We start from the raw sequence: 25,521 nt of genomic DNA, 5'->3' as shown, positions 1-25,521 counted from the left end.
GGATTTTTCGAGCCAACTTTCATTACCGCGCTTTTGTCACTGTTTAGCGCGGAAATGTTTAGCGCGGCTCGTGTCGAGATTACCTCGACAAAAACAAGCAGTCAAGTGAATATTTACCATGCGGTTGTGGCGGAATTGGCAGACGCGCACGGTTCAGGTTCCTGTGTCAGCAATGACGTGGAGGTTCGAGTCCTCTCGACCGCACCATAGCTATAATCCCACTCCAGTTAACCTGGGGTTATTTGTTATTGTAAAATGAATTCCAATTCATGGAAGCAACTGTTTTTAACAGTCTGTTCCTTTTTCTTTTGAAAAAAAGAAAATTATGGAATTGGAATCGAATTTTTCGGAAAACCTGATTTTATTTTCATCTTGATTCGGAAGGGTATGAATATAAGTTCGTTCACTGTAGCAAATTGTCGTCCGACTAGCAAAATGATGTTGCATGTTGGCGGTTTTTAAATGCCTTTGGGTGAAAGTGTATATTTGGAAGGGAAAAAAGTCCCATGCGTCGAATATTGTTTTAACCAATATGAAATATGTGCGACATAAGTTTGTGAAAGGAGAAGCAATGAAAACAAAGCTGGCAATTCCAGATGCAGCTTCACTTATACTGTCTTTGAGATCGGTAGGTTATACGCTAGAAACGGCGATTGCAGACATTGTCGATAACAGCATTACTGCCAAAGCGACAGAAATATGTATTGACGTCAAATGGAATAATGATTTTTCCTATATAAGTATATGTGACAATGGATTTGGAATGAATGAGGAAGATTTGCATCAGGCAATGAAAATTGGATCGAAAAATCCTATGGATCAAAGAGGCCACGATGATTTGGGACGTTTTGGCATGGGATTAAAAACGGCAGCTTTCTCGTTGTGCAAGCGATTGACTGTTGGAAGCAAGCTTGCGGGTACAGAATCAATGAGTGTTAGGGTTTGGGATATAGACAATATTGTGGATTCCAATCGGTGGGAATTGTTTGATGGCAGTGCAACGCTAGCTTGGCAGGATGCTTCGAAGCGATTAATCAATTATAATCAAGGCACAATTGTTGTAATGGAAAAATTAGATAGATTCATTACGGAGAATTACAGCGATCAAGCAATTGGACGTTTTTGGCAGAGAATTGCTGAGATGGAGAAGCATTTATCTATGGTATTTCATAGATTCTTGTCTGGTGCACAAGCAATACGCATTTTTATTAATGGAAAAAGAGTTGAGCCATGGGATCCATTTATGCGCCAATCGCTTGCAACACAGGAATTCAGAGAAGAGTATGTGGAATGCAATGGGAGAAACATTCGCATTCATGCGTTTATTTTGCCTCATCATTCGAAAATGTCAATATCGGAATTTGACGAAGCTGGCGGCATCAACGGATGGATGGAGCAGCAGGGGTTCTATGTATACAGAAACAAGCGTTTGATTGTTCCGGGCACATGGTTTAAAATGCTGCGAAAAAATGAACCAAGCCAACTTGCTAGAATTCAATTGGATTTAACAGCGGACATGGATTTTGAATGGAAAATTGATGTAAAGAAATCCTCGGCGGCTCCACCATCGATTCTAAGAGAAAATATAAGACGTATTGCTAGGATAGCCCAGGAGGCTTCCCGCAAGGTTTATTATTTCAGAGGAGCGGTCATCAATCAAAAGACTAGAGATGAAGACAATGAAGCAATATGGGAACAAGCAATCATTCGGGGGAGAATGTTTTTTAGACTAAATCGCGATCATGCGTTGCTAAAAGAGGTGTGCTCTGAGTTGTCCGATGGCTCTGCTAAGAAACTAAGTGCTTATATGAAGATGGTTGAGGGATTTGCACCCATGAATGTATCACTGACGGGACCTGTTTCAAGTGAGTCAGATCATGCAGAGGAGCTGGTAAATAGTGCCGTTAAGTTCTGCTATGATTTGATAGAGGTGGGATATAGTTCATCGGAAGCATTGAGCAAAGTGCTGCAAATCAGCATATATGAAGGAATGTCTGATGTCATTAAAAGCAAACTTAAGCTTTGAAAGGAGTCAGTTATGGAGAGAGATGCAATTGCTAGAATTGCAGTCGAGTACTGCTGGTCGTTGAAAGAGAAAGAAATTGAATTTGAAGAGGCGGCCGTTCAAACTATTGAATTTGTAAAAAATAGTCTGCCGGGTGGCTTAAATATTGATGCTGAGTGGCTTAAGGAACATCTTCGGTTGCTGGTAACACAGGAAGTGTCAGACTATTTAATGCTTCAAGGGGAGGAACAACAAAAAGCAAAGCATAAATGGTGGACAGAACAGAAGAGTGTAAACAAATTGGGATTTTGGAATCGTTGGAGAATGTATTTAACCAACGAAAAGAACTGGAGTCCTGCGATTATTGAAAGCATAGATGAAACTACAGATAAGATTTTAGATGCAATTGATGATCCAAATCAAAACTCCCTGCTAAATGACCGCAGAGGCCTTGTGCTAGGATACGTTCAGTCAGGGAAAACAGCTCACTATACCGGTTTAATAAATAAGGCATTAGACGCTGGTTTTCAACTTATTATTGTGCTCGCCGGCATGCATGAAAGTCTCAGAATGCAGACGCAAGCGCGTCTAGATGAAGAGGTTTTTGGAACGGATTCTAGTATAGAATTGGCAATAAAGAATGGGTATCTGAGGCAACAAGTGGGAGTTGGAAAGCTGGCATTCTCTGAAGAGTTTATGGTAAATAGATATACTGATAGAAGTCATAAGGGTGATTTTCGAAAGGCTCTAGCAACAAAGATTCAATTATTGGGTGGTCGACCAACAGTATTTATTGTGAAGAAAAATGCAACGATTTTAAAAAATTTATACCAATTTCTTAGAACAGGAAATCTAACAAAAGATCACCTGCTCAAGCAAGGAAGGGCATTAATTGCCAATATTTCGATGCTGATGATTGATGATGAGGCTGATCAAGCATCCGTTAACACAAAATCGATCAGCGACGCGAATGGCAATATCCTGCCTGATTACGAGCCGTCGCGTGTAAACGCTGAGATCCGAAGAATTTACAACTTGTTTTCCAACAAAGCATACGTAGGGTATACAGCCACCCCTTATGCCAATATTTTTATTCATGACGAAGCTGGAACAGAGCAGTATGGAAAGGAGCTCTTTCCAAAAGACTTTATTCTTTGCCTTCCAAAACCTGATAGTTATATCGGTCCTGCAGAGTTCTTTGGTCTCAATCGTAGTGATGGTGAGACTATGTGCTTGATAAGAGAAGTCCAGTATGATCCTTTATTTGTTCCAGCAAAAACGAAAAATGGTCATGTTCCTGAGCGGTTGCCTGAAACATTGGTAGATGCTATTGGCGCTTTTCTTATTTCGTCATCCATTCGTTTGGCTCGAAAACAGAAAAATGAGCACATGTCGATGCTGATTCATGCAGCGCGTTTTACAAACATTCATCGTGAGATTAAAGATCTTGTTGTTAGAAAAATTCATGATATCCAAAATCGTTTGAGATATGAAGATGCAGCAGATTCGTCTTCTTTTGCAGCCAGGTTAAAATCATTATGGGCAAATGATTTTGTTGAAACATCGATCCATTTGCGCAAATGTTTTTTCGACTTGGCAGGTGATTGCTATATGCCGGAATGGCCGGTGATTTTGAGTGGGATTTCGGATGTTTTGGCCAAGCTTGAAGTACTTGAAGTCAATGGAGTCAGTGATGATGAGTTGAAGTATAAAGATTACCCCGATGGACGGATTGTGATAGCTGTGGGTGGAGATAAGCTTTCACGGGGGCTGACTTTGGAAGGGTTGTCAATTAGTTATTTTCTCAGATCTTCTACATTTTATGACACATTGATGCAAATGGGCAGATGGTTTGGCTATAGACCTGGTTATCTTGATTTATGCAGACTATATACCACACCGACTTTGGCTGAATGGTTTGGACATATTGCAGTTGCGACAGAAGAATTGCGCGGCGAGTTGTTCAATATGGACCAGCGTAATGCTCTGCCAAAAGAATATGGACTCAAAGTGCGAACCCATCCAGACTTGTTTATTGCAGCAGCCAACAAAATGCAGTCAGCTTATGATAGGCAGGAGGATTACAGCAACAGCGTAAGCGAGACTACAAAGTTTGATAACAATGAAGACTTCTTCAGAGACAACCAAAATGCAGTAGATCATTTCATCCGGCAGCTTGGTGCGCCCGATAAAGACTATCTCCGAAAGAAGCGTCCAGGGAAATATGCCAATTCTGCAAGCATGCCCAAACATTACTTTTGGGAAAAAGTTGATGGATTTAGTGTCTGCAATTTTTTATCTGAATATAAAACCGCTCGCAATGCGCCGCGGGCAAATAGCTTTCGTTTGAAGGAGTATATAAAAGAACAGATTAACAATGGAGGATTAACGGAGTGGACAATTTGTCTGATTAATGCAGATGAAAATGATAAATTTCAAGGCAAGGGATTTGAAGTTGGAGGTCTTTCGATAGAAAGAGGAGTAAGGAGAGCCAAAGGTGAAAATAGAGGAACAAAGGCTTTTGGGCGATTGCTTTCACAAGACCATGAATACTTGGATTTTGATGATGCTCAAATGGACAGGGTCGTTAAGTTGAGAGCTCAGGCAACTCAAGGAAAAGGAAAACGTTCTAAAGTCATTACCGACGATTCGGGATCTGACTGGGAGTCAGCTGCGTATATCCGTTATGAATTAAGAAAAGATCAACCACATCGAGGATTGCTGCTAATATACCCCATCGAAAATTCCGATAACAGTGCATTTGCGAATCTATCTGATGACATTATTCCGATTGGCATAGGATTAGTATTTCCACCAAGCCGTCATTCGACTCCTGTCAACTATAAAGTTAATAATGTCTTTCGTATGTTGGAAGAGGAGGATGAACAGGAGTGAGCAAAAATACTTTTTCGGCTCATGAAATTTTTTCTGCACTGGATCAAGAGCTTATTTCAAAAAGATGGTTTGGAAGTGATCCTCTTCTATCCAGGCAAATGAGGTTGAGCCGAGATATAATGGCTGTCTTTGCCGTAAGAAAATCAGATGGAAAACATATTTTATATTTGCAATGCAATCCCGAAGATGTGGTAAAAGGTAATAAATATCCAGCTTGGAAAGGTGTTTCAATTGATTTTTCAGGTTTTGACAATTCGGGAATTGAAGGAAGCTTTGTACGTATTGAACAGAATCAGGATAGCGATGATGAAGTGTACTTTGCTGTTGCAGATGATTTGTGTACTTGCCTTCAAGGTATTGAAAGAGTTCATTTGCGCAAAGAACTTTCGGCTGCATTGGAACGTTGGAGTCGTTTTTTTTCGCTTCGTGGAAGCATTAGATTATCACAGGAAGAACAGATGGGTTTGTATGGAGAGTTATGGATGATGCGCAGCATGTTTGAAAATGATATTGGGATTCAAACAATGGGTTATTGGAAAGGTACCTATCAGAATGTATTTGATTTTTCTCTGCATAATATGGGGATTGAAATAAAGACCACAGCTTCCAAAAGGCCCTATAAAGTTTATATAAGCAATGAGGTGCAGCTCAATGAGCGGCTTGCTGGAGGCACTCTTGTGCTCGGTTTTGTAGCAGTTCAACCAAATGACTCATCTGGAGAAACGTTAGAAGATGCAGTGAATGAAATCGAAAAGTATGTGAAGCATGATGAAGCAGCATACAGTTTGTTTCGTGATAAAATGTTCGGATGCGGGCTCGCAAAGCCGTATATTGAAAGGTATACGACAAGATATATTATTAAAGAATATGCTTTCTTTAAGGTGAAGGAAGGATTTCCACGTATTTTGAGTGAGAACTTGCCAAGTGGTCTTGGCGATATTTCTTATTCTTTGGATATTGAAGCTTGTTCCAAATTTAAAATGGATGAGCAGCAATTTTGGCAGATAGTAAAGTTGCATGCAAAGGAGGAAATCGCATGATCCTGGATGATTTTCATGCGATGATTTCCGAAGATGCAAGAGAAGAACATGAAAATGGCCGCTATCGTACTCGAGAAGAGGCTATAGAGGGCATACTGTGCGGATATTTGGAAGAGGAACAGGTCATAACTGATCTCCAACTGAGTCCTTACCAAAAAACAAATTCTGGCCGACAAGCAATGAAAGTAAGCGCTCATGCATTTGATGAAAAAAATGCAACCCTTAGTTTGCTTGTAGTAAAATGGGAACGAAATAATAAGCTAGTGAAGATGAGCAGGAATGATGCGAATCGCATGTTTAAAATGGTGCGTCGTTTCTATAGAAATGCTAAAATAGGCATGTACAAAGAAATGGAGGAGACCGACACTGCATATACCTTAGCGCAAATGATATATGAAAGGCAGGCCTTTATTTCAACGGTCCGCATCTATCTTGTCTCAAATGCTATTATTGACATCGAACCTCCGCCGGATGGGGAAGAGGAAGACACCTTATTTTCATATGACGTATGGGACATAGACAGAATCTTTAGGCTTGTTGGTCAAGCGGGCAGTACTGCGGAAACTGTCATTCATTTGCGGGATCAATATGATTCTAGCATTTGCATGATGAAAATGCAGGCAGAGCATCAAAAATATGATTGTTATGTGGGTATGATGCCTGGGGCCGTATTGGCAAGAATTTATGACGAATACGGACAACAATTGATTGAGCGCAATGTCCGCTCGTTTCTTCAAGCAAAAAATGCAATCAATAAAGGTATTCGAGATACAGTGCGGGATGAGCCTGAAATGTTCATGGCTTACAACAATGGAATTTCAACGGTAGCTACATGGATAGAAGCTGATGAATTGAATCATGGTGTTGTTTCAGTTCATAGTTTGCACGGTTGGCAGATTGTTAATGGTGGGCAAACCACAGCATCTCTTGCCAATGCATACAAGAATAATCTGGATTTAAGTCAAGTATTTGTACCTATAAAATTGACAATTTTAAAATCCAATCAAAACAAAGATCGGATTATTGCGTATATATCCAAATATGCAAATAGCCAGAACAAGATCACGATGTCAGATTTCAGCGCAAACAATCCTTGGCAGGTTGAAATGGAAAAGCTTTCACGAAGAACATGGGTTCCATCTCGGCAACGTGTTCGTTGGTTCTATGAACGCGCCCGCGGTCAATATCTAGTTGAACTCAATAGACAAAGCACCACGGCTCGAAAAAAGATTTTCCGTAGTGAGAATCCTAAGAGTCACGTTATTACTAAAACACTAGCGGCAAAATGCATGATGTGTACGATGCAAAAGCCACATGTGGTCAGCAAAGGGTCAGAAACCAATTTTGTAAAGTTTATGGAGTTGGTTGACGCTGGAAAAGTCCCATTTCCTAACGAGAAGTATTACAAGCATATGGTGGCAAATGTTATTCTTTTTGATAAATGCGATAGGATCGTAAAAAACTTGCAGTTGGGAGATTATAAAGCCAACGTAGTAGCTTATACAATTGCTTTAGCGTATCGTCTTAATGAAACTGAGATTGATCTCGACAAAATATGGGCGAAGCAAGATATTGATGAGAAACTTGAGTTGTTGCTGCAAGATCTGGCTCGAAAAGTATGGGAGCATATTACGCATCCCATAGTGGAAGGCACTAATATTACCCAATGGTGCAAGCGTGAAGAGTGCTGGAACCTCCTGCTCAAGCGTCAAGGAATTATAGTTGCTTCGATTGAGGAGGACGAGGATGACGAAGCTTAATACGGTTGATTTATTTGCTGGTGCTGGCGGACTGAGTCTCGGATTTATGAGGACAGGCCGGTTTGATATTAAAGTTGCAGTAGAATACGACAAGCACGCGGCAAAGACATATGCTGAAAATCATGAAGGAGTAGAAGTGCTTCAAAAGGACGTCTCAACAATTTCCTTTAAGCAAGAAATTGAAAATAAGTACGGAAAAATAGACGTAGTGATTGGTGGGCCGCCATGTCAAGGCTTTTCAAACGCAAATAGACAGAAATCAAGTTTGATCAGCGGCAACAATCAATTGGTTCAGCAATATGTTCGTGCTATCGAGGAACTGGATCCAATCGCATTTGTTCTTGAAAATGTAAAAACTTTGGAATCCAGCAAACACTTTTTCTTTGTTGGCAGCGAAAATGCCGAAGAGGTTAAAGCATTGGGGATACCTACTAAAAAAGAAAAAATAGCTTTATGCTCAGGTGATGAAGCGTCGACACTGGTTGCAGGTGTTATTGAACATAACGATCCAATAGATAGGTTTCGAATGGCTAAGCAAGGATATGCTTTGCTCTGTACCCTGCTAAGGTTTTCTCGCACCCAAAAACGAGCAATAAAGTATGCTGAAGAGCAGAAAGAAAAATTGCATATGCTCTTGGAGAATTGGGATAGTTTCCATCATGATTTTTGGGATCAAACATGGGAAACTTTTTATAGAGAAACTAAAGGAATAATCCACAGATTCACTAATGGAGAGCAGAATTTCTCAGATTACTTTAATAGGATGAAAATACTGGTTGAAATTGAACAAGCGCTTGAACGTATACATGAATTGAAAGAAAACCTCATTGATTTTGAGGTTCTATTATATGGAAACCGTGTATTTGCATCTGTAGATACTTTTACCGTTAAGGATTATCTGGACTATAAATTTGAAACGATGGGGTATATAACAAAAAAAGCAATATTGAACGCTGCCGATTTTGGAGTTCCTCAAACGAGGGAACGTTTTATCATGATCGGCATCAAGGATGAGAGAATAGGAGAGAGTGAAGTCAAGTTGCCATCTCCTATAATTGAGAAAAAAGATTATTTCACTGTAAGAGATGCAATTGAAGATTTGGAAAAGCTGGAAACATCAATTCACACAAGCGCTCCTCCAATATCCGCTTGCTTTCCAGGAGGGTCCAGGTTAGCGGCTCTGCTTTATAACAGAGACTCAATTGCTAATCATGTAGTTACAAATACTGGGGATGAAGCGTTGAAAAGGTTTAAGGCCTTGGGACAAGGGGACAATTTTCATAAACTTGATAATTCATTGAAGTCTTCTTACTCACTTCCTGAAAGGACGCAAAACACGATTTATCTTCGTTTGCGATATGATCAGCCGTCTGGAACTGTATTGAATGTGCGCAAATCAATGTGGGTTCATCCAACGCTGGACAGGGCGTTAAGTATAAGAGAAGCAGCCAGATTGCAGTCTTTTCCTAACAGTTTTGTATTCCATGGATCAAAAAACTCTCAGTATCAGCAGGTAGGCAATGCAGTGCCTCCATTATTGGGACAAGCCGTTGCTGAATGTCTGTTGGAGCAGCTAGGTCTTAGATCGGAAAGTTCATTGTCTAGTGATCTTGGAATTAATGAGAATGTTTCTGATGATGTGCTTTTTGTAAAAATGGGTGATACCATTGCCATATGATATATTTGATCCACAAAAGCGAAGTGAGATTATGTCTCATATTCGTTCAAAAAACACCAGGGGAAAAATCATTGTACGCAAGTATTTGCATCGATTAGGCTTTCGTTTTCGCCTGCATGATTCTAAATTGCCTGGGAAACCAGATATTGTACTGCCTAAATATAAATATGTGGTCTTTGTGCATGGCTGTTTTTGGCATGCACACCAAGACTGCAAGTACTACCGCGATCCCAAAACCAATCCCGGATATTGGATTCCCAAGATACAACGCAATGTAGAAAGAGACGAGAAGGCTGTTTTTAATCTCATGACGATGGGTTGGAGAGTTGAGATTGTTTGGGAATGTGAAATAAAAAAAGATGCAGAGGGCCGGTTGAATGATTTGGTCAGTTCAATTCGTTCTCTTTAGAAACGAGAGGGGAAGCTAGTGGCACGTATAATGAAGGAAAATTTTAAAAAGATCCAAAAAGAACGCAATAACGTACACATCCCTGCTCGATCCACGTATACGGTCTTTAAAACAGTTGACGGAAAGAAATACTTTCAGATCGATACGTTCGGAACTACAGAACGAATGAACCCTGAAAAAATAAGTCAATCTATTCAATTTGATGCTGAGTTTGCAACGGAGCTAATTCGCATAATTTCGGATGAGCTTCTAGGGTGTGCATTCAAACCTTAGGCCAACCAAATCATAGCCGAGGCCAGCTTTAAAAAGGCAACAAAGGTCCGCGATAATTTATCGTATCGAGTTGCGAGACGGCTATTATGTTTGAGCTTGTTGAATAAGCATTCGACCAGGTGACGCTCCTTAAATAACCACCAATCGGTATGGCGTTGCACCGTACGGAGTTGACGGCTGGGAATGACGGAATTCGCCTGCTTCTCTTCCAGCAGCGCAAGGATTTTATCGGTGTCATATCCACGATCCACGATGACGTTTTTGCTCTCGATAGAGGAGTTAAATGCACTTCACGAAGAACTTGGCGTCCTGGAGAAACGGTTGAAGTCACAAGAATCGATCACTAACGAGGAGCGACTGTACTACATCCGGCACTTCTGGGAACAAATGCGGAACAGCAAAACCATGAGTGATTTGGAACTAAATCAGTGCTACAAGAAAATCCTCGATTCGATCATTTGGAAGCGGGAGGACAACGGACCTCCTTCGATTGAAATCAATTTTCTATAGGGGTCTAGCGTGTAGAAAGAACTGGCCGTAAGGTTGGTTGAGCCTGCGTTTTCAAAAAGAATGGAGCGGCACCCGTCAGGAATCACATCTTTCTGGATTCCCCTTGAAGTAAAAGAGTATAATGAAGTAAGACGAGAATTTCCTGAAATACCCAAAATCACGCACGAAAGGGTGCTTCCTGATGAAAGAATTCCTTGACAACCGGGACCGCAAAGCCAACCGCCTGATCAACGAAAAATCTCCTTACCTGCTTCAACACGCTTACAACCCTGTTGACTGGTTCCCATGGGGCCCTGAAGCTTTCCAAAAGGCAGTAAGGGAGAGCAAGCCGGTATTCTTGTCCATCGGCTATTCCTAGCCCTGTGGGGCGACTAATTGAAAGTTGGTTGAAATAATCTACTTGCCATTGGTGCCATGTTATGGAACGGGAATCGTTCGAAGATGAAGAAGTGGCGAACTATTTAAACGATCATTTTGTTGCCATCAAGGTGGACCGGGAGGAACGGCCGGACATTGACCATATTTACATGACGGTTTGTCAGGAAATGACGGGTCAGGGCGGTTGGCCGCTAACGATTGTCATGACGCCGGAGAAAAAGCCGTTTTTTGCTGGCACCTACTTCCCGAAAGAACGCAAGTACGGTCGCCTCGGCATTCTCGACATTCTCTCGCAAATTCAGGAAAAATGGGAAACGGAGCGGGAGCGGGTGGAAACGGTCGCAAGTCAAATTGCGGAGGCGTTGCAGCCGCGTTTTCAAGGAGCAGTTCCGAGAGGGGCGGCCACGGCTGAGGGAAAAAGGACGGAAGCACGCAACGAGTTGACGGAAGACGTGCTGGAAAAAGCGTTTCAACGCTTTTCGTCCAGTTATGACCGGACATATGGCGGATTTGGCTCTGCGCCGAAATTTCCATCCCCGCACAATTTCGGATTTTTACTGCGGTATTGGCAGCATACGGGCAATCAGCGGGCGCTCGATATGGTGGAACGAACACTCGAATCGATGTATCGCGGCGGCATCTACGACCACATCGGGTTTGGTTTCGCCCGTTATTCGGTAGATCAGATGTGGATGATTCCCCATTTTGAAAAGATGCTGTATGATAACGCGCTCTTGACACATGCTTTTCTGGAGGCATATCAAGCAACCGGCAAACGGTTTTACGCGATGGTGGTGCGCGAGATTTTCACCTATATCCTGCGTGACATGACCAGTCCGGAAGGCGGTTTCTATTCGGCAGAAGACGCCGATTCGGAAGGGGAAGAGGGCAAATTTTACGTCTGGCGTCCGGAACAGATTCGAGAGGTGTTGGGCGATGAAATCGGCGAGATTTTTTGCCGGTATTACGGCGTTACGGAAAAAGGCAATTTTGAGCACGGAACCAGTCATCTGCATCTGATCGAGACCGATCATCAAGCGATTGCCGATCATTTTGGCATCAGCGGCGATGAATTGGCGCAGGTGATTGAACAGTCACGCCGAAAGCTGTTTGATGTGCGTGAAAAACGGATCCATCCCGGCAAGGACGACAAAATTTTGACTGCCTGGAACGGGTTGATGATTTCGGCAATGGCCAAAGGCGCGCGCGTGCTTGGGGAAGACAATTGGCTTCGGGCGGCACAGAAGGCGGCAGATTTTCTCCTGCAAAAATTACGGCGGTTGGACGGACGGCTCTTGGCCCGTTATCGCGATGGAGAGGCGGCGTTTCCGGCTTACTTGGACGATTACGCGTTTTTGGTGTGGGGGTTGCTGGAATTGTACGAAGCGGATTGGGATCTGCGGCATGTCGATGCGGCGGTTGCATTGACAGATGATATGATTCGGCTGTTTTCGGATCAGGAAAACGGCGGATTTTTCTTCTATGGCAGCGATGGAGAGCAGCTGCTGGCTCGTCCGAAAGAAGTGTACGACGGGGCAATCCCGTCCGGCAATTCGGTGGCGGCGCTCAACCTTCTGCAGTTGGCCCGATTAACCGGAAATGACCACTATGAAAAATTGGCGGACCGGCTGTTCGAAACGTTTGCCGACATGATCCGATCCTACCCGTCCGGCTTTACACATACGCTGATGGCGCTTCAATTTGCCATTTACGGGAGCAGGGAAATTGTGATTGCAGGCGATCCGGAAGCGGAAGATACGAAAGAGATGCTGCAGCAAATTCGAAAAACGTTTCTGCCCAACGCGATCGTGGTTCTCAATCCCATTGATAAGGAAACGGAGATCACAAAGCGGTTTCCCTTCGCGGAAGGGAAAACAGCGAGAGAGGGAAAGGCAACGGCGTATGTCTGTCAGAATTATGCCTGTCAGGCGCCTGTTACGAAAGTGGAAGATTTGGCTGGACTGCTGGGGAAGTAGACAGAGTGAATAGGATGTTACAGATCAGACTGTGCAATTTGCGATGGGCTGTTGAGAAAATCGATTCTCAACAGTTTTTATTTTTGTTGTTAAAATTGATTCAATATATTTTATTTTTGTGGTTCAATGAAGACCCGATTTTCAAGAGGACTCAACGATCTCGATACGGTAGCTTGGACAAATTTTACTTATGTCTGTAAAACTGCTTCTTTGCAGTATAATATACCTGTGCTGATCGACACGATGTAGAAACGATTGTCTTGCAAAGGATGAGTGCGGTGAACCGACGACAAACAAGGGAATTGTGGACGAAGCCGGTACCGGAGACCAAATATCTGAACGCGGAAAATGTGGCCCGTTACCGGTTGATTCTACGGTTTTTCTATGAAAATCACAGCAAGTTGAAATATTGGCTAAAAGCTGAAGAAGTCTACGCCGGCGTGATGAGTTGGGGATTGCTGGACGATTACTCTCTGGAACAGTGCCAAAGGGACCTGGAAGCACTGACCGAATGGAAAAATCTGACCAGCCGTCATGACGGTGGCAGGGCAACCACCATCGAAGAGTATCTTCGCAAGCGATTCCGATATCAAATGACACCTTACACCATCGAGATTGAGCGGATGCTGGAGAATCTCGAAAACATCCAGGGCTATGGAGGCTCGCTGGAGCCCACTCTTCTGGAACGGTTGCTGGATTATATCAGGCGGGTGCGGGAGACACCGGAATGGACAGAAGGAGAAGCCTTGCAACTGTGGCGGGATTTGCAAAACTCGTTTCGACAGCTGCATGAGAATGCTTCTGATTATTTGGCGAGCCTGCAGACCGGGAGAGCGGAAGAGCTGATGCTTACGGAACAGTTTCTGGTCTTTAAAGACACGTTGACTCACTATCTTCGCAATTTTGTCATTGGGCTACAACGCTACGGGGGACAGTTGGAGGCGATCTTGCAGGAGACGGGCCCCGAAGTCTGGCAGGCTTTTCTTCATGCGGTCGTGGTCGATGAAGCAAGGATGCCTTCGTTGGAAGAGTCCATCACGAACGAGGAACGGATGGATCGCCGACGGGAGGAGTGGTCTATTTTCGTCCAGTGGTTTACGGGAAACGGGCATGAGCCAAGCGACGTGGTTTTTCTGGAACGGGCCACGAAGGACAGCATTGCCAAAATGCTCAAGTATGCATTGGCGATTCAGGAGAAATACAGGTGGGGGATCAGCCGCAAACGGGAACTGGATTACCTGGGGCAGTGGTTTTTGAGTTTGGAAGACGCGGAAGATGCCCACCGTCTAGGCGCTTACACGTTTGGTCTCTATCGAACGCGGCATTTCCAGGGAGAAGGGGAGCGAACCTCCGATTCGGCTGATCTGTCAATGTGGGACGAGATGCCGATCATTCGAGAGTTAAAATCACGCAGCCGGATCCAAAGAAAAGCGGGCGAGACCGAAGCGGTCCGCGATCGGAAAGAGCAGCAGCGAATAGCCAGGCAGGCGTTTCTTGCGGGAAAAGCGTTTGAGGACGAGATTCTGCGAAAATGGGTCGGGATGGGCGAATTTTCCATGAGTGAGCTGGATCGTTTGACCCTGCTGGAACGCAAGTTCCTGTTACTGTGGATCGGCCGGTGCATGGCAAGCCGTTCGCGAAAGATCCGGACACCCGACGGATTGGAAATTCGCCTGCTGGAACCCGAAAACGGTCAACGGGCAAAATTGGTCTTCGAAGACGGAGTGTTGGATTTGCCTGACTTCCGAATGTTTTTAAAAGAGGTGGCCGCACAGTGAGACGAATCCGAAAGTTTCCAGGCGGTACGCAAGAACGGCTGAGAGCGGAGTTGCAGCAGGCTGCCCAGGCGCTTTTAAACCGGCCGTGGATTACGAAGCGGAAAGATCCGGAGATGTTTGTATTAGTCAAGAGTCATTATGAGAAATTGCGGGATTGGTTTCACGACCATGCCGGTTTTTCCCTGATCGTCACGCGCAGCTTTGCCAAGTTGGAGAAAATCCCCGGTTCCTGGCAACCGTGGATGCGAATCGAAACATTTCACGGCCCCAGGGATTACGCTCTGTTTGCATATGGACTATGGTACCTGGAAGGGCGGGGAGAAGCGGAACAATTTTTGCTGTCCGAAATGGTGGACGCCATCCGCGATCACTTGCTGTCTTTGGATGTGAATCTGGACTGGACTCTTTACGAACATCGACTGTCCATGGCCCGGGCGTTAAAGAAACTGAGGGAGTTGGAAGTGCTCGTTGCGGTAGAAGGGGAGGAATCGGATTGGGCCCGGGAGGGGGGAAATCATAATGTGTTGTACGAAGCATCCCCGATGGCCCGGTATGTGCTGCGTCGGTTTCCGAAAGATCTGACGGCATACGAATCCATGGAGGAATTGATTGCTCCGGCTGATCAACTTCTCCCGGCGGCCGCTGATCCGGCAACCGGTTCAGATGTGCAGGCCAGAAGGCAGAAAATTTTTCGCCGGTTGATTCAGGAACCCGTTGTATATGACTGGCAGTGGCCGGACGAAGAGCGGAGGTATGTCCAGACCCAAAGATCCTGGTTGATCGAGCAGATGCGGAACATGTTGAACCTTGAGGGGCGGCGGTTCCGGGAAGGATTGTTGTTCACCTGGACGGATGTGACCGGGGAAATGGAACTGTTCCCGACTCTGGCAGGGGAGTCGGATCTGTTGATGCTGCTGGCGGGTGAGATTCGCCGGATTTTGCACAAAAACCCCGGTATCTTTGAGAAAGACGAACAGGGCAATTTGCTGTTGACAAGAGCCGAGTTTGAGGGGATTCTGAGCCGGTTGAAAGAGTACCACGGGGATTACTGGAGCAAGGGACACCGTGAGAAGACGAGCAGTTTGCTCGCGGATGAACTGATCGCCCACTTGCGGGAGTGGAATTTGGGCATGCAAGAGGGAGTCCATACCGTCAAGCTTTATCCGGCGTTCATGCGCTGGAACGGAACATACGGCTGGAAGGAGCAGGCTGAATAAAATGACTGAGAACAGATGGGTGCTGAATCGGGCGGGGGTTCTGAACTTTTGGTTCTACTCGGACGAAGTGTTTGAACTGTCGGAAGGAAGGCTGATTTTTCGGGGGGCGAACGGCTCGGGAAAATCGGTCACCATGCAAAGCTTTCTGCCGCTGGTTCTGGACGGGGACAAGCGTCCGTCAAGGCTGGACCCGTTCGGTTCGAGAGACCGGAAGATCGAATATTACCTGCTGGGAGAGACGGAAAGCGGGATTCAGGACCGTACGGGGTACTTGTATCTGGAGTTTCGGCAACCTGAATCAAACAGGTTCCTGACAGTAGGGATCGGTTTGCGCGCCAGACGAGGGGCCGCCCAAGTAGGATTCTGGGGGTTTGCGATCACCGACCGGCGAAGAATTGGCAAGGATCTGTTTTTGTATGATCGGGATTTGTTCGAAAAACATGGCCAGAAAGTACCTTTGGATCGGGCTGAATTGGAACAGTTGATCGGTGAGGGCGGAAAAGTGGTGCGCGAACAGGGCGAATATTGCCAGATGGTGAATCAATTGCTGTTTGGCTTTGCGGACCTGGAGGCGTACAAAGACCTGCTGGAGTTGATGATCCAACTTCGTTCGCCAAAGTTATCAAAAGATTTCAAACCTTCCACGATCTACGGCATTCTGAATGACGCTCTGCCCCCTCTAAGCGATGAGGACTTGCGCCCGCTTGCCGAAGTGATTGAAGATATGGACGAGATTGGGGATCGGTTGGACGAATTGCGGATGCACCGAACGGAAGCCGAGAAACTGGTTCAGGCTTATGACCAGTATAACGGGATGCGACTGTTTGAACTCTCGGCCAAGGTCTTGCAGGACGAGACGGAGCGGAAACAAAAAGCGACGGAAGTTCTTGAACAGGAGCAGATCTGGAACGGGTTACAGGAGGAAGAGCAGCAGACACTCTCTTTGCTGGATGCATCCAAGCAAGAACTGCTGCAAACGGAGACGGAAATTGATCATTTAAACCGCTCGGAAGCGATGGAAAAACAGCAGGAATTGAAGACCGCGCAGGATCGCCTTGCGGAGACGCAGGAGGAAGTCCGGAGAACAAACGAACGGATTGACGATTTGGAGCAGGACAGGCAAAAGAAGGAAGAACGGGCCGAAAAGGTTAAGGCTGACCTGGCCAAATACCTGGACGAACAGAGGGAATTGCGGAATGAAATGGATGCTCTCGCGCGGGAGATCGAATTTCAGGATCACGATTTATATGAACGGCAGTGGGCTAACGATGGACAACCGGCGGATGAAAAGATGTGGGCCGGCTGGAAACGGGATGTGGCCGGTTACAGGCAAGAGCTGAAAGACACCTACGAGCTGTGTGTTTATGAAAGGGAATTGGCCGCGAAGGCGAGTGAGGCCGAGCAAAGCATGAGTGCGGCACGCGAGAGCAGGGATACGGCCGAACGGTTGATGCACACAAAGGAGGAAGCACTGCGGCAGGCGATTGTCCGGCAAGAAGACTCGCTGCTTGCGTGGCATAAAGGGCTGCAGAGGCTGCATGTGGCGGAGGAGACGTTCCGAACCGTGCTGCACCGGCTGCAAAGGTACCCGGAACTGGCTTATGACGAGATAGTCGAGCCCTTCAAATCGGCAGCGGAGCAGGCTCTTGCGGAGATTACAGCCCAAAGGCTGACGGCGGAACACCAACTGAATCTGCAGGTACAACTGATGGAACAGCTGCGGGGTGAGCTGCAAGCCTGGCGTGATCATCGAGAACCGGAACCGGAACATTCCGAGGCTCGTTCACGTTCCCGCAAGCGCAGAATGGAGTCAGAAACACAACCGGGAGGTCCATTGTACACTCTCTGCGAATTTCGTCCGCATGTGGACGAGCGGACAAAAGCGGTACTGGAAACCGTATTGCATCGTTCCGGACTGTTGGACGCCTGGATTTCACCCGATGCTGTGGAAGTTCTGGAACAGGAAGAAGAGGTTTGGATCAAGCCATCACCTGTCTGGTTCGGGCATACGCTGGCCGATTACCTGGAGCCTACCCCCTCTGCCGAAAGCGGTTTGACCGCACAACAGGTGGAAGAAGTATTGCGAACCATTCAAATTGGACAGGGCGATGGGAGCGGCGGGCAGAGAGACGGGAGCGCCGCCTTTATCACCGAAACAGGCCAGTTTGTGCTGGGGCCGTTGACCGGGCAAACGGTCGGCAAGGAACGGCCGGAGTGGATCGGGGCGGAAGCCCGCAAACAGGCAAGACTTGCCGAAATCAAGAGATTGGAAGAACAGGTTCAGGCTGTCGAACAGGAAATCGATAAGATCCGCGGACAAATCCGGCAACTTCAGGAAGAGTCGGAACACATACGGCAGGAACTGGCAGCACTGCCTGCAGACGAGGATCTTCGGGCTGCAAGCCGGATTTTGCATGATGCAAAGGCTGATTGGGAACATGCCCAGAAAGTGGAGACGGAATGCAGCGGGAAATACAAGGAAGCGGCCCGGAAATGGCGGGATCAGCAGCGGACCGTCCTGGAGAAAACTGCGAAGTGGTCACGTCTCAAAAAAGAAAAAGATTTCCGGGAAGCCCTGGATACCCTGCAGGACTATGAACGTCAGGGACTGAGCCTGAAAGCGACGCTGGCGGTTCTCGGGAGAATTCGCCAGGAGGCCCGTCGGTTGGAAGAGGAGCTTCAGGCGGCAGCGGATCGCATCGCTTCCGAACAGGAGCATCTGGATGTGCTTTCGACTCGGGAAACACAGTTTTCGGCAGCGGTTCAATCCCTGACCAAACTGGTTCAGGAGTTGGGTGTGTATGACGTATTCCAACGATTGCAAGAGCTTCAGGAGCATCGATCCGGACTCAATAAGACCATTGACCGGTGCAACACGGAATTGCGCCGGCTGGACGGGGAACTCGGAGCTGCGAAAGAACGGCTGTGGCAAAAACGGACGGAACTGGAACAAAGTGAACAACTCTTGCAAAAGTCCCTTACTGATTGGCAGTACGAATGGAAACTGGGACTCGTTGAATTCGAACCGGAACATCCATTGAGAACAGCCGTGACGGATACGCCGGAAGGGGTTCTGAAGACGGCGCAAGCCATCCGTAACCTTTTCCGTGCACGTTATGAACCCCGAAGAAAAGAGCAGATGCTCAACCAATTGCAGGAAACGTTCGTTTTGGCGAAAAACGCGCTGCTTGATTACTCGTTGGTGCAGCGTTATGAGGAAACCGGGGAGCGGATTTTTATCGAATCGTTGCGGGACCGTACCCAACCTTGGACTCCTCGCATGTTGCTGAATGAGCTGCTGCGAATGGAAGAGGAACAGCGTCTGCTGATCGAAGAGAAGGACCGGGAGTTGTACGAGCAAATCCTGATTCACAGTGTCGGACGGGCGATCAAGGACAAGATCAATCGGGCCGAGCAGTGGGTCAGGGAAATGAACCGCTTTATGGAAAACCGGAAAACCTCCAGCGGATTGGTTCTGTCGCTGGAGTGGACACCAAGGGCCGCCCGCAACGAAAGGGAAATGGATACGGAAAAATTGGTTCGTCTGCTGCGGAAAAATCCAAATACACTGCTTCCGGAAGAAACCGAACAGATGGTGGAGCATTTCCGTTCGAGAATCCGATGGGCCAAGGAAGATGCGGCAGAGGGAGAAGGTTTGCGCAAGTGGATGCAAGAATTGCTCGATTACCGGAACTGGTTTGCGTTCACCTTGTATTTCCGCAAGGGGAGCCAACCATGGCGGGAGTTGACCGATTCGCGCTTTAATGTGATGAGCGGCGGCGAGAAGGCAATGGCGATGTACATACCGCTGTTTGCCGCTACCGACTCCCGGTACAAGGATTCCCGTTCCGACGCCCCCCGTATCATCACGCTAGATGAAGCGTTCGCAGGAGTTGACGATGAGAACATGCGGGACATGTTCCAACTGCTTACCGATATGAGATTTGATTACATGATGACGAGTCAGGTGCTATGGGGCTGCTACGACACGGTTCCGTCGCTTTCCATCTATGAAGTCTACCGCCCGCAGGATGTGGATTTCGTCACTCTGATTCCTTATTATTGGAACGGTGTTCAGAGACGCATGATGGAAGATGGGGACTGGGAGGCCGTGAAGGAAGTGGCTGCCGCCAGATTTGAAGGGTGAGAGCAGGCATTCACCAGCGTTCAAGAACTGGGCGAATGCCAGGTTTTCTTACGATGGGGGGAACAGTATGGTGAGCCCTTCGGGTAGAAACACGGAATGCCTGGACTTTCTAAGGCAACCTGGTCTGCAAAGAATGTGGCAGTTGGTCCGCAAGAAATACGAAAGTTACGGGCGGGTGGCGGGTACGATCCGCCTTTCCGGCTTGCGGGAGGAAGAACGGCAGGCGCTTGAGGGACTGTTTGCGACGAATATGCTGGGGCGGTCCGATTTCAGGTTTCGTCTGGCCGAACTGGAAAGAGCATTGCAAGAAACAAGGTTTCAGGTTTCCATCAAGGATTGTCTGTGTCTGCTGTACGGAGATGAGTGGATGACCCGGCAAGAGCAACGGGAAATCGAACAGAGGACATGGGAACGGTTTTGTCGCTGGGCGTTGCAGTTCGGAGGAAAAGAAGAGCTGAAGATCTGGATCGAACAGTTAAGCGCCGGATTGGGGGGCGGCTACCGGGTATTTCTCGAATGTTACAGAGATTACTGTGAGAAAGGGGACAGTCCGGACTGGGCAATAGCTTTGGGAGCGTTGCAACAGTTGCCTGCACGTAATGAGCGGTTGCCCGTTTTTGCGGCACGGACGACCGGCGACCCGCACGGACTTGACCGTTCGACTCTGGCAGGGAGAATTTTTTACTGGGGCATGCTGGCGTTGCAAAGCCAATATCGGCTTCGATCGGAACCGGATGTTCAGGAATCGGGCAGGACTTCCGTGCAGGAAGATGGCTTTAAAGAAACGCGATCAACGGTTGAAGCGGATCCGACTTCTGATAATACATTGGAGAGTATTTCCCAAAGCGAGGTCATTAGGGCGCAGTACGCTCTCTCAGGAATTGTTTTGGATGACATCAGCTCGATTGTTTGGGTGGCGGGCTGGGGTGAATACGCGAAAGACCCGGTGGCATTGCCTCTGCTGGCCGTTGAACGCCTTGATCAAGCCGCGTTGCCTTCCGTATCAGAGGTTTTTGTAGTGGAGAATCCGTCCATTTTTGGCGCATTGCTGGATCGGGGATTGCAAACAGGATCTCCATTGCCGTTTCCGCTTCTCTGCACAAGCGGTCAACCTTCCTTGGCCGCGCTGAGGCTGCTGGACAAGATTACGGATGGTCAGTCCAGGATTTATTATAGCGGAGACTTTGACGTGAAAGGTTTGGTTATGGCAATCGGTCTTTCGCAAAGGTACGGAAGCAGGTTTATACCTTGGCGATTGGATGCCGAGACCTACCGGTCCGCTGTTCGGAGTCACTTTCCCCCTTTTTCGGAGGCAGAAATTCAGGTTCTTGAGCGAATGCAGGTGCCTTGGGATGATCGGCTTTTGGAAGTTATGCGCGAATCGGGGAAAAAAGTTTTTCAGGAGCAGATACTCGATCTATTGTTGAAAGTTTGGGAAGAGAGAATGGGCTAGGGATCTAACAACATGCCAATGGATCTGTTTCGCAATGTTCATTTTACGATCGATTACCCGCTTTCGATTTTGGGCAAGAAATTGATCCTCGAAAAAAAAACGCAGAAATTGACAATGGTTGGAAATGCCAAAACCTGCGCCGTTAGTAGGATTTACAATACTACCGCGGTCGGTTCCAAAATTAGACCCGAGTTGAAGGGGACTGAAAGAGAAACATGGTCGGTTGCCCGCTTATTGTGCTACCATTATAAAAAGGAAATTTAAAGAAATAATTCGAAAACTGTGCCGTCACCAAACGAATTTGATAATGAACACTGACAAAAAAGCCGGTGAGCGGATTTGCTCACCGGTTTTATATATAAGATGGGTCGACTGAATGGATCAAAGACCACTTATCGATCGTTGCCGTTATCAGTTCGGCTGTAATACTCGTTAATCATGCCAAGGATGGTTTCTTCTTCTTGCAGAAATTCTTCCATTTGCACATCCATTTGAGTTTCCATTGGTTCGCGCCTCCCTTTAACTCTAGTATATGCATGTGTTATAAATCAGTCAATATGATTTCTCTATGTATTATAGAACACATTTGAAATTTTTTTGACAATTCCGTGAAAGTATATTGATACTGTCTAATTTGGGGGAGGAAGAGTACAATAAGACTTAAAAAAGAGGGATGATTTTGATGGAAAACAAGATCACCGTATTTTCCGATTTTCTCTGACCCTTCTGTTTAATCGGGAAGGTCCCGCTTGACCGGTTGGCCAAGCAAAAAGGAATTGAGATAGAGTGGAAATCGTTTGAACTGCGCCCGGAAGGTGTCGAAGTGCCGGAAAAATCGCCTGAGTATTACGAGCAGGCCTGGCGGTCTGTCCGACAATTTGCTGCCCGATACGGCCTGCAGATGAATCTGAACAGACAGGCCAAACATTCCCGTAAGGCTCATGAAGGCGCTAAATTCGCAGAGCAAAACGGGAAGAGCGACGAGTATCACGATGCGGTGTTTCGTGCCCAATTTACAGAGGATAAAAACATCGACGATATTGACACATTAGTGAATATCGCCGGGCAGATCGGACTTGATCCACAGTCGTTCCGACAAGCTTTGGAATCCCGCCAATTTGAAGCACAGGTATTGGCCGACACCGATCTGGCGGCGCAATACGGAATTTCTGCAATCCCTTGCTTTGTCGTGGGAAACCGCGGTGTAATGGGGGTTCAGACGGAAGAAGCCCTGCAGCGGTTGTTAGAAGGAAAAGATCTGTATATGGATGTGGAATGAATGAAGCCAAACTATCATTTTGCGTTAAACGAACGGCTCGGTATCGAACTGCCGTATTTGCATACCGATTGGGAAGAATTGAGCCATGAAGAACGGCACGACATGATTCTCCGTTGGGAAAAAATAAAAGCCCATATCCCGGATCGGATTATGGAAGTGGAGAAGCAAATCGAACAGCGCCAGTTGCAGGTGGCCCAGGAAGAAGACTGGGACACGGTGTGTCGATTGTATGAGGAAATTTACACATTTGCCAGCATCATCAACGATCTGCATATTTGGGCGCGGGTTAACCAGGATTTTGAAGAGACTCCAGATCTGGCGGAAGAGCATCAAAACCGGGAAAAATAAAAGTGTCACCGAACGCTGTTCGGGGGCTGCGGATAAGCTGGTCGAGTAAAGCAATAAATGGCAATGATACAGATAAAAATCAGGTTATCAGACAGGAAAGAAAACCCGAGATTCCACCAAAGATGGTGCTGCATATGTCCGGTGTGAATGGTGACCCACTCGAAAAGAACAGCGAAACAAGACCAGGTCACCGTTCTTTTCAACATGCTGACCCAAGTTTTGGGCAATCCTTGCAAAAACAGGTAGGTCACTACCGGATAGATGCTGCTGTCAAGAATCAAGGGGGTTGAAAACTGGGACTGCGGCAGTCCTTTATAATCCCATAGCAGATAGTGAATCATCATTAAATCGGTTAACAGACCGAGTGTGGCACTGAACATAACGGCGGTGTAGAATTCCCGCAACCGGGTTTTGTCTGCATAAACCAGAAACCATGTCCACGTAAACGTAAACAGAAAAAGAAAATACATGATTGGACACCCTTACCGTAATGAAGTCTGTGTTAAAGGGAAAGGTATAACAGGAGGCTGGTGTATGATGTCAGTATTCCTGTTTGATATTGTGGCCATTCTGGTTTTTGTTATATGGGGCGACCGAAAGCGTTTGCGGGAATTGATGCCGACCGTGATGACCGGCATCTATTTTCGGTTTCTGCAGCAATACATAATTATTGATTGGTTGCAGTACTGGGAAGTACACGGTACCGAAAGCATGAAAACATGGCTGCCCATTATCGCAGACATAACCGTTTGGCCGGTTGTCAGTTATTTATTTATCCAGTATTGCCCGAAGCGGTTTAAACTTTTGTATGGTGCAGTCTGGGTGTGTCTTATGTTTTTGTATAAAAAAGGGCTGGAATGGTTGCACATCATCTCGATGAAACCGGGCTGGCATGAAGCGTTGGGGTTTTTTACCCTCTGCCTCTATTTTTCTATCCTTTATTTTGTTTGGGTATGGCTGCAAAAACGCCCGATTAAAATGGTTCAATCGGGCTGACTGCTTTCTAACCGTTTCTGCAAAGATATCTTAATGTCTTCATATCCCGGTTTCCCCAACAACGCAAACATGTTTTTCTTGTATGATTCAACACCCGGTTGATTGAACGGGTTCACGCCTAACAGTCTGCCGCTGATGCCGCACGCTTTTTCAAAAAAATACACAAGATTGCCAAACGTGTAAGGCGATATTTCCGGCAGACGAACCACCAAGTTCGGTACACCGCCGTCCGAGTGAGCCAATACAGCTCCCTCAAATGCCTTCCGATTGATGAACTGCAAGTTGTTGCCGCTCAAAAAATTCAGTTCATCCCCGTTATCTTCACTATGTCCAATCATCATTTCCGTTTGCGATTTTTCCGCAAAAAGAACCGTCTCAAACAGATTGCGCCTTCCATCCTGGATATACTGCCCCATCGAATGCAAATCAGTCGAGAAATCAGCAGAAGCTGGAAAAATCCCTTTTCCGTCCTTTCCCTCACTCTCGCCATATAATTGCTTCCACCATTCTGCAAAGCAGTGCAGAGCCGGTTCGTAGTTGACCAGGATTTCAATTGTTTTTCCCTGCTGATACAGGAGGTTGCGGATGGACGCATAGCGGTAGCAGTCGTTTTCTTCAAGCAGAGGAGTCGAGTAAGCGTGGTAAGCATCCGCTGCGCCTGCCAAAACAGATTCCACGTCAATGCCAGCAACTGCCATTGGCAGCAATCCGACTGCTGTCAATACCGAATAACGCCCGCCAACATCATCCGGAATGGCAAACGTTTCATATCCTTCCTGTTCTGCTAACTGCCGCAGGGCGCCTTTCGAGCTGTCGGTCGTTACATAAATCCGCTCGCGGGCCCCTTGTTTTCCGTACTTTTTCTCCAAGAAATCCCGAAAAATCCGGAAGGCAATCGCCGGCTCCGTTGTGGTACCCGATTTGGAGATGACGTTCAATGAAATCTCTTTGTCCTGCAGAATCTCCAGCAAATGTGTCAGATAAACGGAACTTATGTTTTGCCCCGCAAAAAAAACCTGCGGAGTCTGCCGGGTATCCGCTGGCAGCAGGTTGTAAAACGAGTGCGACAGCATTTCAATCGCGGCCCTTGAACCGAGATAAGAACCGCCAATGCCAATCACAAGAAACGCGTCTGACTGCGATTGGATTTTTCGGGCGGCAGTTTGGATTTTTACCAATTCTCTTTGGTGAAAGGCAACGGGCAAATGCACCCAACCGGTTGACCCTTTCCACACTCCGTTTGGATCGTGCAGCTGTTGATGAGCGGTTTGAACAGAAGGCTGCAGCCGATTCAGCTCTTTTTCATCTATAAACGAGTTCGAGGCGGAGTAATCAAATTCAATTAGATTTGGCATGGGCTGCTCCTTGAATAAAAATAT

Annotated in this window: 18 protein-coding genes, 1 tRNA gene and 1 pseudogene; 17 read left to right on the top strand and 3 right to left on the bottom strand. The window is 46.6% G+C overall.

The genetic code is table 11. From position 1 onward, the window contains the following. The first annotated feature begins 120 nt into the window (after window positions 1–120). The 7 genes from skT53_RS09275 to skT53_RS09245 all read left to right on the top strand — a co-directional run bounded on the left by skT53_RS09275 (window position 121) and on the right by skT53_RS09245 (window position 9,787). Window positions 121–207: transfer RNA gene (locus tag skT53_RS09275), tRNA-Leu, on the top strand. A 238-nt stretch (window positions 208–445) separates the two neighbouring features. Then, entirely contained in the window at window positions 446–2,026 is a 1,581-nt protein-coding gene (locus skT53_RS09270; protein WP_200760776.1) for an ATP-binding protein, read from the top strand. 12 nt (window positions 2,027–2,038) lie between these two features. Continuing rightward, window positions 2,039–4,900 carry a Z1 domain-containing protein gene (locus tag skT53_RS09265; protein ID WP_200760775.1) on the top strand — a complete coding sequence of 954 codons (2,862 nt, stop codon included), beginning with the start codon at window positions 2,039–2,041 and terminating at the stop codon, window positions 4,898–4,900. After that, a complete protein-coding gene (locus skT53_RS09260) occupies window positions 4,897–5,940 on the top strand; it encodes a PD-(D/E)XK motif protein (RefSeq protein ID WP_200760774.1) in 1,044 nt (347 codons plus the stop codon). Before skT53_RS09265 ends, skT53_RS09260 begins: the two co-directional genes overlap by 4 nt. Further along, window positions 5,937–7,700, top strand: coding sequence for an AIPR family protein (locus skT53_RS09255; protein ID WP_200760773.1), 1,764 nt, complete (start codon window positions 5,937–5,939; stop codon window positions 7,698–7,700). Before skT53_RS09260 ends, skT53_RS09255 begins: the two co-directional genes overlap by 4 nt. Further along, a complete protein-coding gene (locus tag skT53_RS09250; protein WP_200760772.1) occupies window positions 7,687–9,378 on the top strand; it encodes a DNA cytosine methyltransferase in 1,692 nt (563 codons plus the stop codon). The genes skT53_RS09255 and skT53_RS09250 overlap by 14 nt, the downstream gene beginning before the upstream one ends. Further along, window positions 9,359–9,787 (top strand): very short patch repair endonuclease, encoded by a 429-nt coding sequence (locus skT53_RS09245; RefSeq protein ID WP_226375393.1) that lies wholly within the window; start codon window positions 9,359–9,361, stop codon window positions 9,785–9,787. Before skT53_RS09250 ends, skT53_RS09245 begins: the two co-directional genes overlap by 20 nt. Window positions 9,788–10,056: 269 nt before the next feature. On the opposite strand, the gene skT53_RS19165 is transcribed toward skT53_RS09245, so the two are convergent. Then, window positions 10,057–10,311 (bottom strand): transposase, encoded by a 255-nt coding sequence (locus skT53_RS19165; protein ID WP_200760771.1) that lies wholly within the window; start codon window positions 10,309–10,311, stop codon window positions 10,057–10,059. Here skT53_RS19165 and skT53_RS09235 point away from each other — a divergent pair. The 9 genes and pseudogenes from skT53_RS09235 (at window position 10,292) to skT53_RS09190 (ending at window position 23,146) form a co-directional block, all read left to right on the top strand. Continuing rightward, window positions 10,292–10,570, top strand: a complete 279-nt coding sequence (locus tag skT53_RS09235; RefSeq protein ID WP_200760770.1) for a hypothetical protein — start codon at window positions 10,292–10,294, stop codon at window positions 10,568–10,570. The genes skT53_RS19165 and skT53_RS09235 overlap by 20 nt on opposite strands. Before the next feature lie 181 nt (window positions 10,571–10,751). Continuing rightward, window positions 10,752–12,924 (top strand): annotated as a pseudogene (locus skT53_RS09225) (thioredoxin domain-containing protein). 278 nt (window positions 12,925–13,202) lie between these two features. Further along, window positions 13,203–14,702: a TIGR02677 family protein gene (locus tag skT53_RS09220; RefSeq protein ID WP_226375392.1), complete on the top strand. Its 1,500-nt coding sequence runs from the start codon at window positions 13,203–13,205 to the stop codon at window positions 14,700–14,702. Continuing rightward, window positions 14,699–15,919 carry a TIGR02678 family protein gene (locus skT53_RS09215; protein WP_200760766.1) on the top strand — a complete coding sequence of 407 codons (1,221 nt, stop codon included), beginning with the start codon at window positions 14,699–14,701 and terminating at the stop codon, window positions 15,917–15,919. The genes skT53_RS09220 and skT53_RS09215 overlap by 4 nt, the downstream gene beginning before the upstream one ends. A 1-nt stretch (window position 15,920) precedes the next feature. Next, window positions 15,921–20,066 carry a TIGR02680 family protein gene (locus tag skT53_RS09210; RefSeq protein ID WP_200760765.1) on the top strand — a complete coding sequence of 1,382 codons (4,146 nt, stop codon included), beginning with the start codon at window positions 15,921–15,923 and terminating at the stop codon, window positions 20,064–20,066. 67 nt (window positions 20,067–20,133) lie between these two features. After that, a complete protein-coding gene (locus skT53_RS09205) occupies window positions 20,134–21,519 on the top strand; it encodes a TIGR02679 family protein (RefSeq protein ID WP_200760764.1) in 1,386 nt (461 codons plus the stop codon). A 12-nt stretch (window positions 21,520–21,531) separates the two neighbouring features. Further along, the gene (locus skT53_RS09200; protein WP_200760763.1) at window positions 21,532–21,783 is read left to right on the top strand and encodes a hypothetical protein; all 252 of its coding nucleotides are present in this window, start codon (window positions 21,532–21,534) and stop codon (window positions 21,781–21,783) included. Window positions 21,784–22,252: 469 nt separating this feature from the next. Next, window positions 22,253–22,798, top strand: a complete 546-nt coding sequence (locus skT53_RS09195) for a DsbA family oxidoreductase (protein WP_226375436.1) — start codon at window positions 22,253–22,255, stop codon at window positions 22,796–22,798. After that, window positions 22,799–23,146, top strand: coding sequence for a hypothetical protein (locus skT53_RS09190; RefSeq protein ID WP_200760761.1), 348 nt, complete (start codon window positions 22,799–22,801; stop codon window positions 23,144–23,146). A gap of 5 nt (window positions 23,147–23,151) precedes the next feature. Here the strand turns inward: skT53_RS09190 and skT53_RS09185 are convergent, their stop codons facing one another. After that, window positions 23,152–23,616 (bottom strand): CBO0543 family protein, encoded by a 465-nt coding sequence (locus skT53_RS09185; protein WP_200760760.1) that lies wholly within the window; start codon window positions 23,614–23,616, stop codon window positions 23,152–23,154. A gap of 64 nt (window positions 23,617–23,680) precedes the next feature. Here skT53_RS09185 and skT53_RS09180 point away from each other — a divergent pair, with 64 nt between their 5' ends. Further along, the gene (locus skT53_RS09180; RefSeq protein WP_200760759.1) at window positions 23,681–24,142 is read left to right on the top strand and encodes a hypothetical protein; all 462 of its coding nucleotides are present in this window, start codon (window positions 23,681–23,683) and stop codon (window positions 24,140–24,142) included. On the opposite strand, the gene skT53_RS09175 is transcribed toward skT53_RS09180, so the two are convergent. Continuing rightward, window positions 24,130–25,497 carry a glucose-6-phosphate isomerase gene (locus skT53_RS09175; protein ID WP_200760758.1) on the bottom strand — a complete coding sequence of 456 codons (1,368 nt, stop codon included), beginning with the start codon at window positions 25,495–25,497 and terminating at the stop codon, window positions 24,130–24,132. The two genes, skT53_RS09180 and skT53_RS09175, sit on opposite strands and share 13 nt — an antisense overlap. Window positions 25,498–25,521: the final 24 nt, after the last annotated feature.

Source organism: Effusibacillus dendaii (assembly GCF_015097055.1).
In the GTDB taxonomy this organism is placed as follows: Bacteria; Bacillota; Bacilli; order Tumebacillales; family Effusibacillaceae; genus Effusibacillus; species Effusibacillus dendaii.
Note: the sequence above shows the minus strand (reverse complement) of the source record. Positions and strands in the feature narration are given on the sequence as shown.

Coding starts and splice junctions, on each gene's coding strand:
- skT53_RS09270 (WP_200760776.1), top strand. CDS start 446: ATGTTGGCGGTTTTTAAATGCCTTTGGGTGAAAGTGTATATTTGGAAG.
- skT53_RS09265 (WP_200760775.1), top strand. CDS start 2,039: ATGGAGAGAGATGCAATTGCTAGAATTGCAGTCGAGTACTGCTGGTCG.
- skT53_RS09255 (WP_200760773.1), top strand. CDS start 5,937: ATGATCCTGGATGATTTTCATGCGATGATTTCCGAAGATGCAAGAGAA.
- skT53_RS09250 (WP_200760772.1), top strand. CDS start 7,687: ATGACGAAGCTTAATACGGTTGATTTATTTGCTGGTGCTGGCGGACTG.
- skT53_RS09210 (WP_200760765.1), top strand. CDS start 15,921: ATGACTGAGAACAGATGGGTGCTGAATCGGGCGGGGGTTCTGAACTTT.
- skT53_RS09205 (WP_200760764.1), top strand. CDS start 20,134: ATGGTGAGCCCTTCGGGTAGAAACACGGAATGCCTGGACTTTCTAAGG.
- skT53_RS09200 (WP_200760763.1), top strand. CDS start 21,532: ATGCCAATGGATCTGTTTCGCAATGTTCATTTTACGATCGATTACCCG.
- skT53_RS09190 (WP_200760761.1), top strand. CDS start 22,799: ATGAAGCCAAACTATCATTTTGCGTTAAACGAACGGCTCGGTATCGAA.
- skT53_RS09185 (WP_200760760.1), bottom strand. CDS start 23,616: ATGTATTTTCTTTTTCTGTTTACGTTTACGTGGACATGGTTTCTGGTT.
- skT53_RS09180 (WP_200760759.1), top strand. CDS start 23,681: ATGATGTCAGTATTCCTGTTTGATATTGTGGCCATTCTGGTTTTTGTT.
- skT53_RS09175 (WP_200760758.1), bottom strand. CDS start 25,497: ATGCCAAATCTAATTGAATTTGATTACTCCGCCTCGAACTCGTTTATA.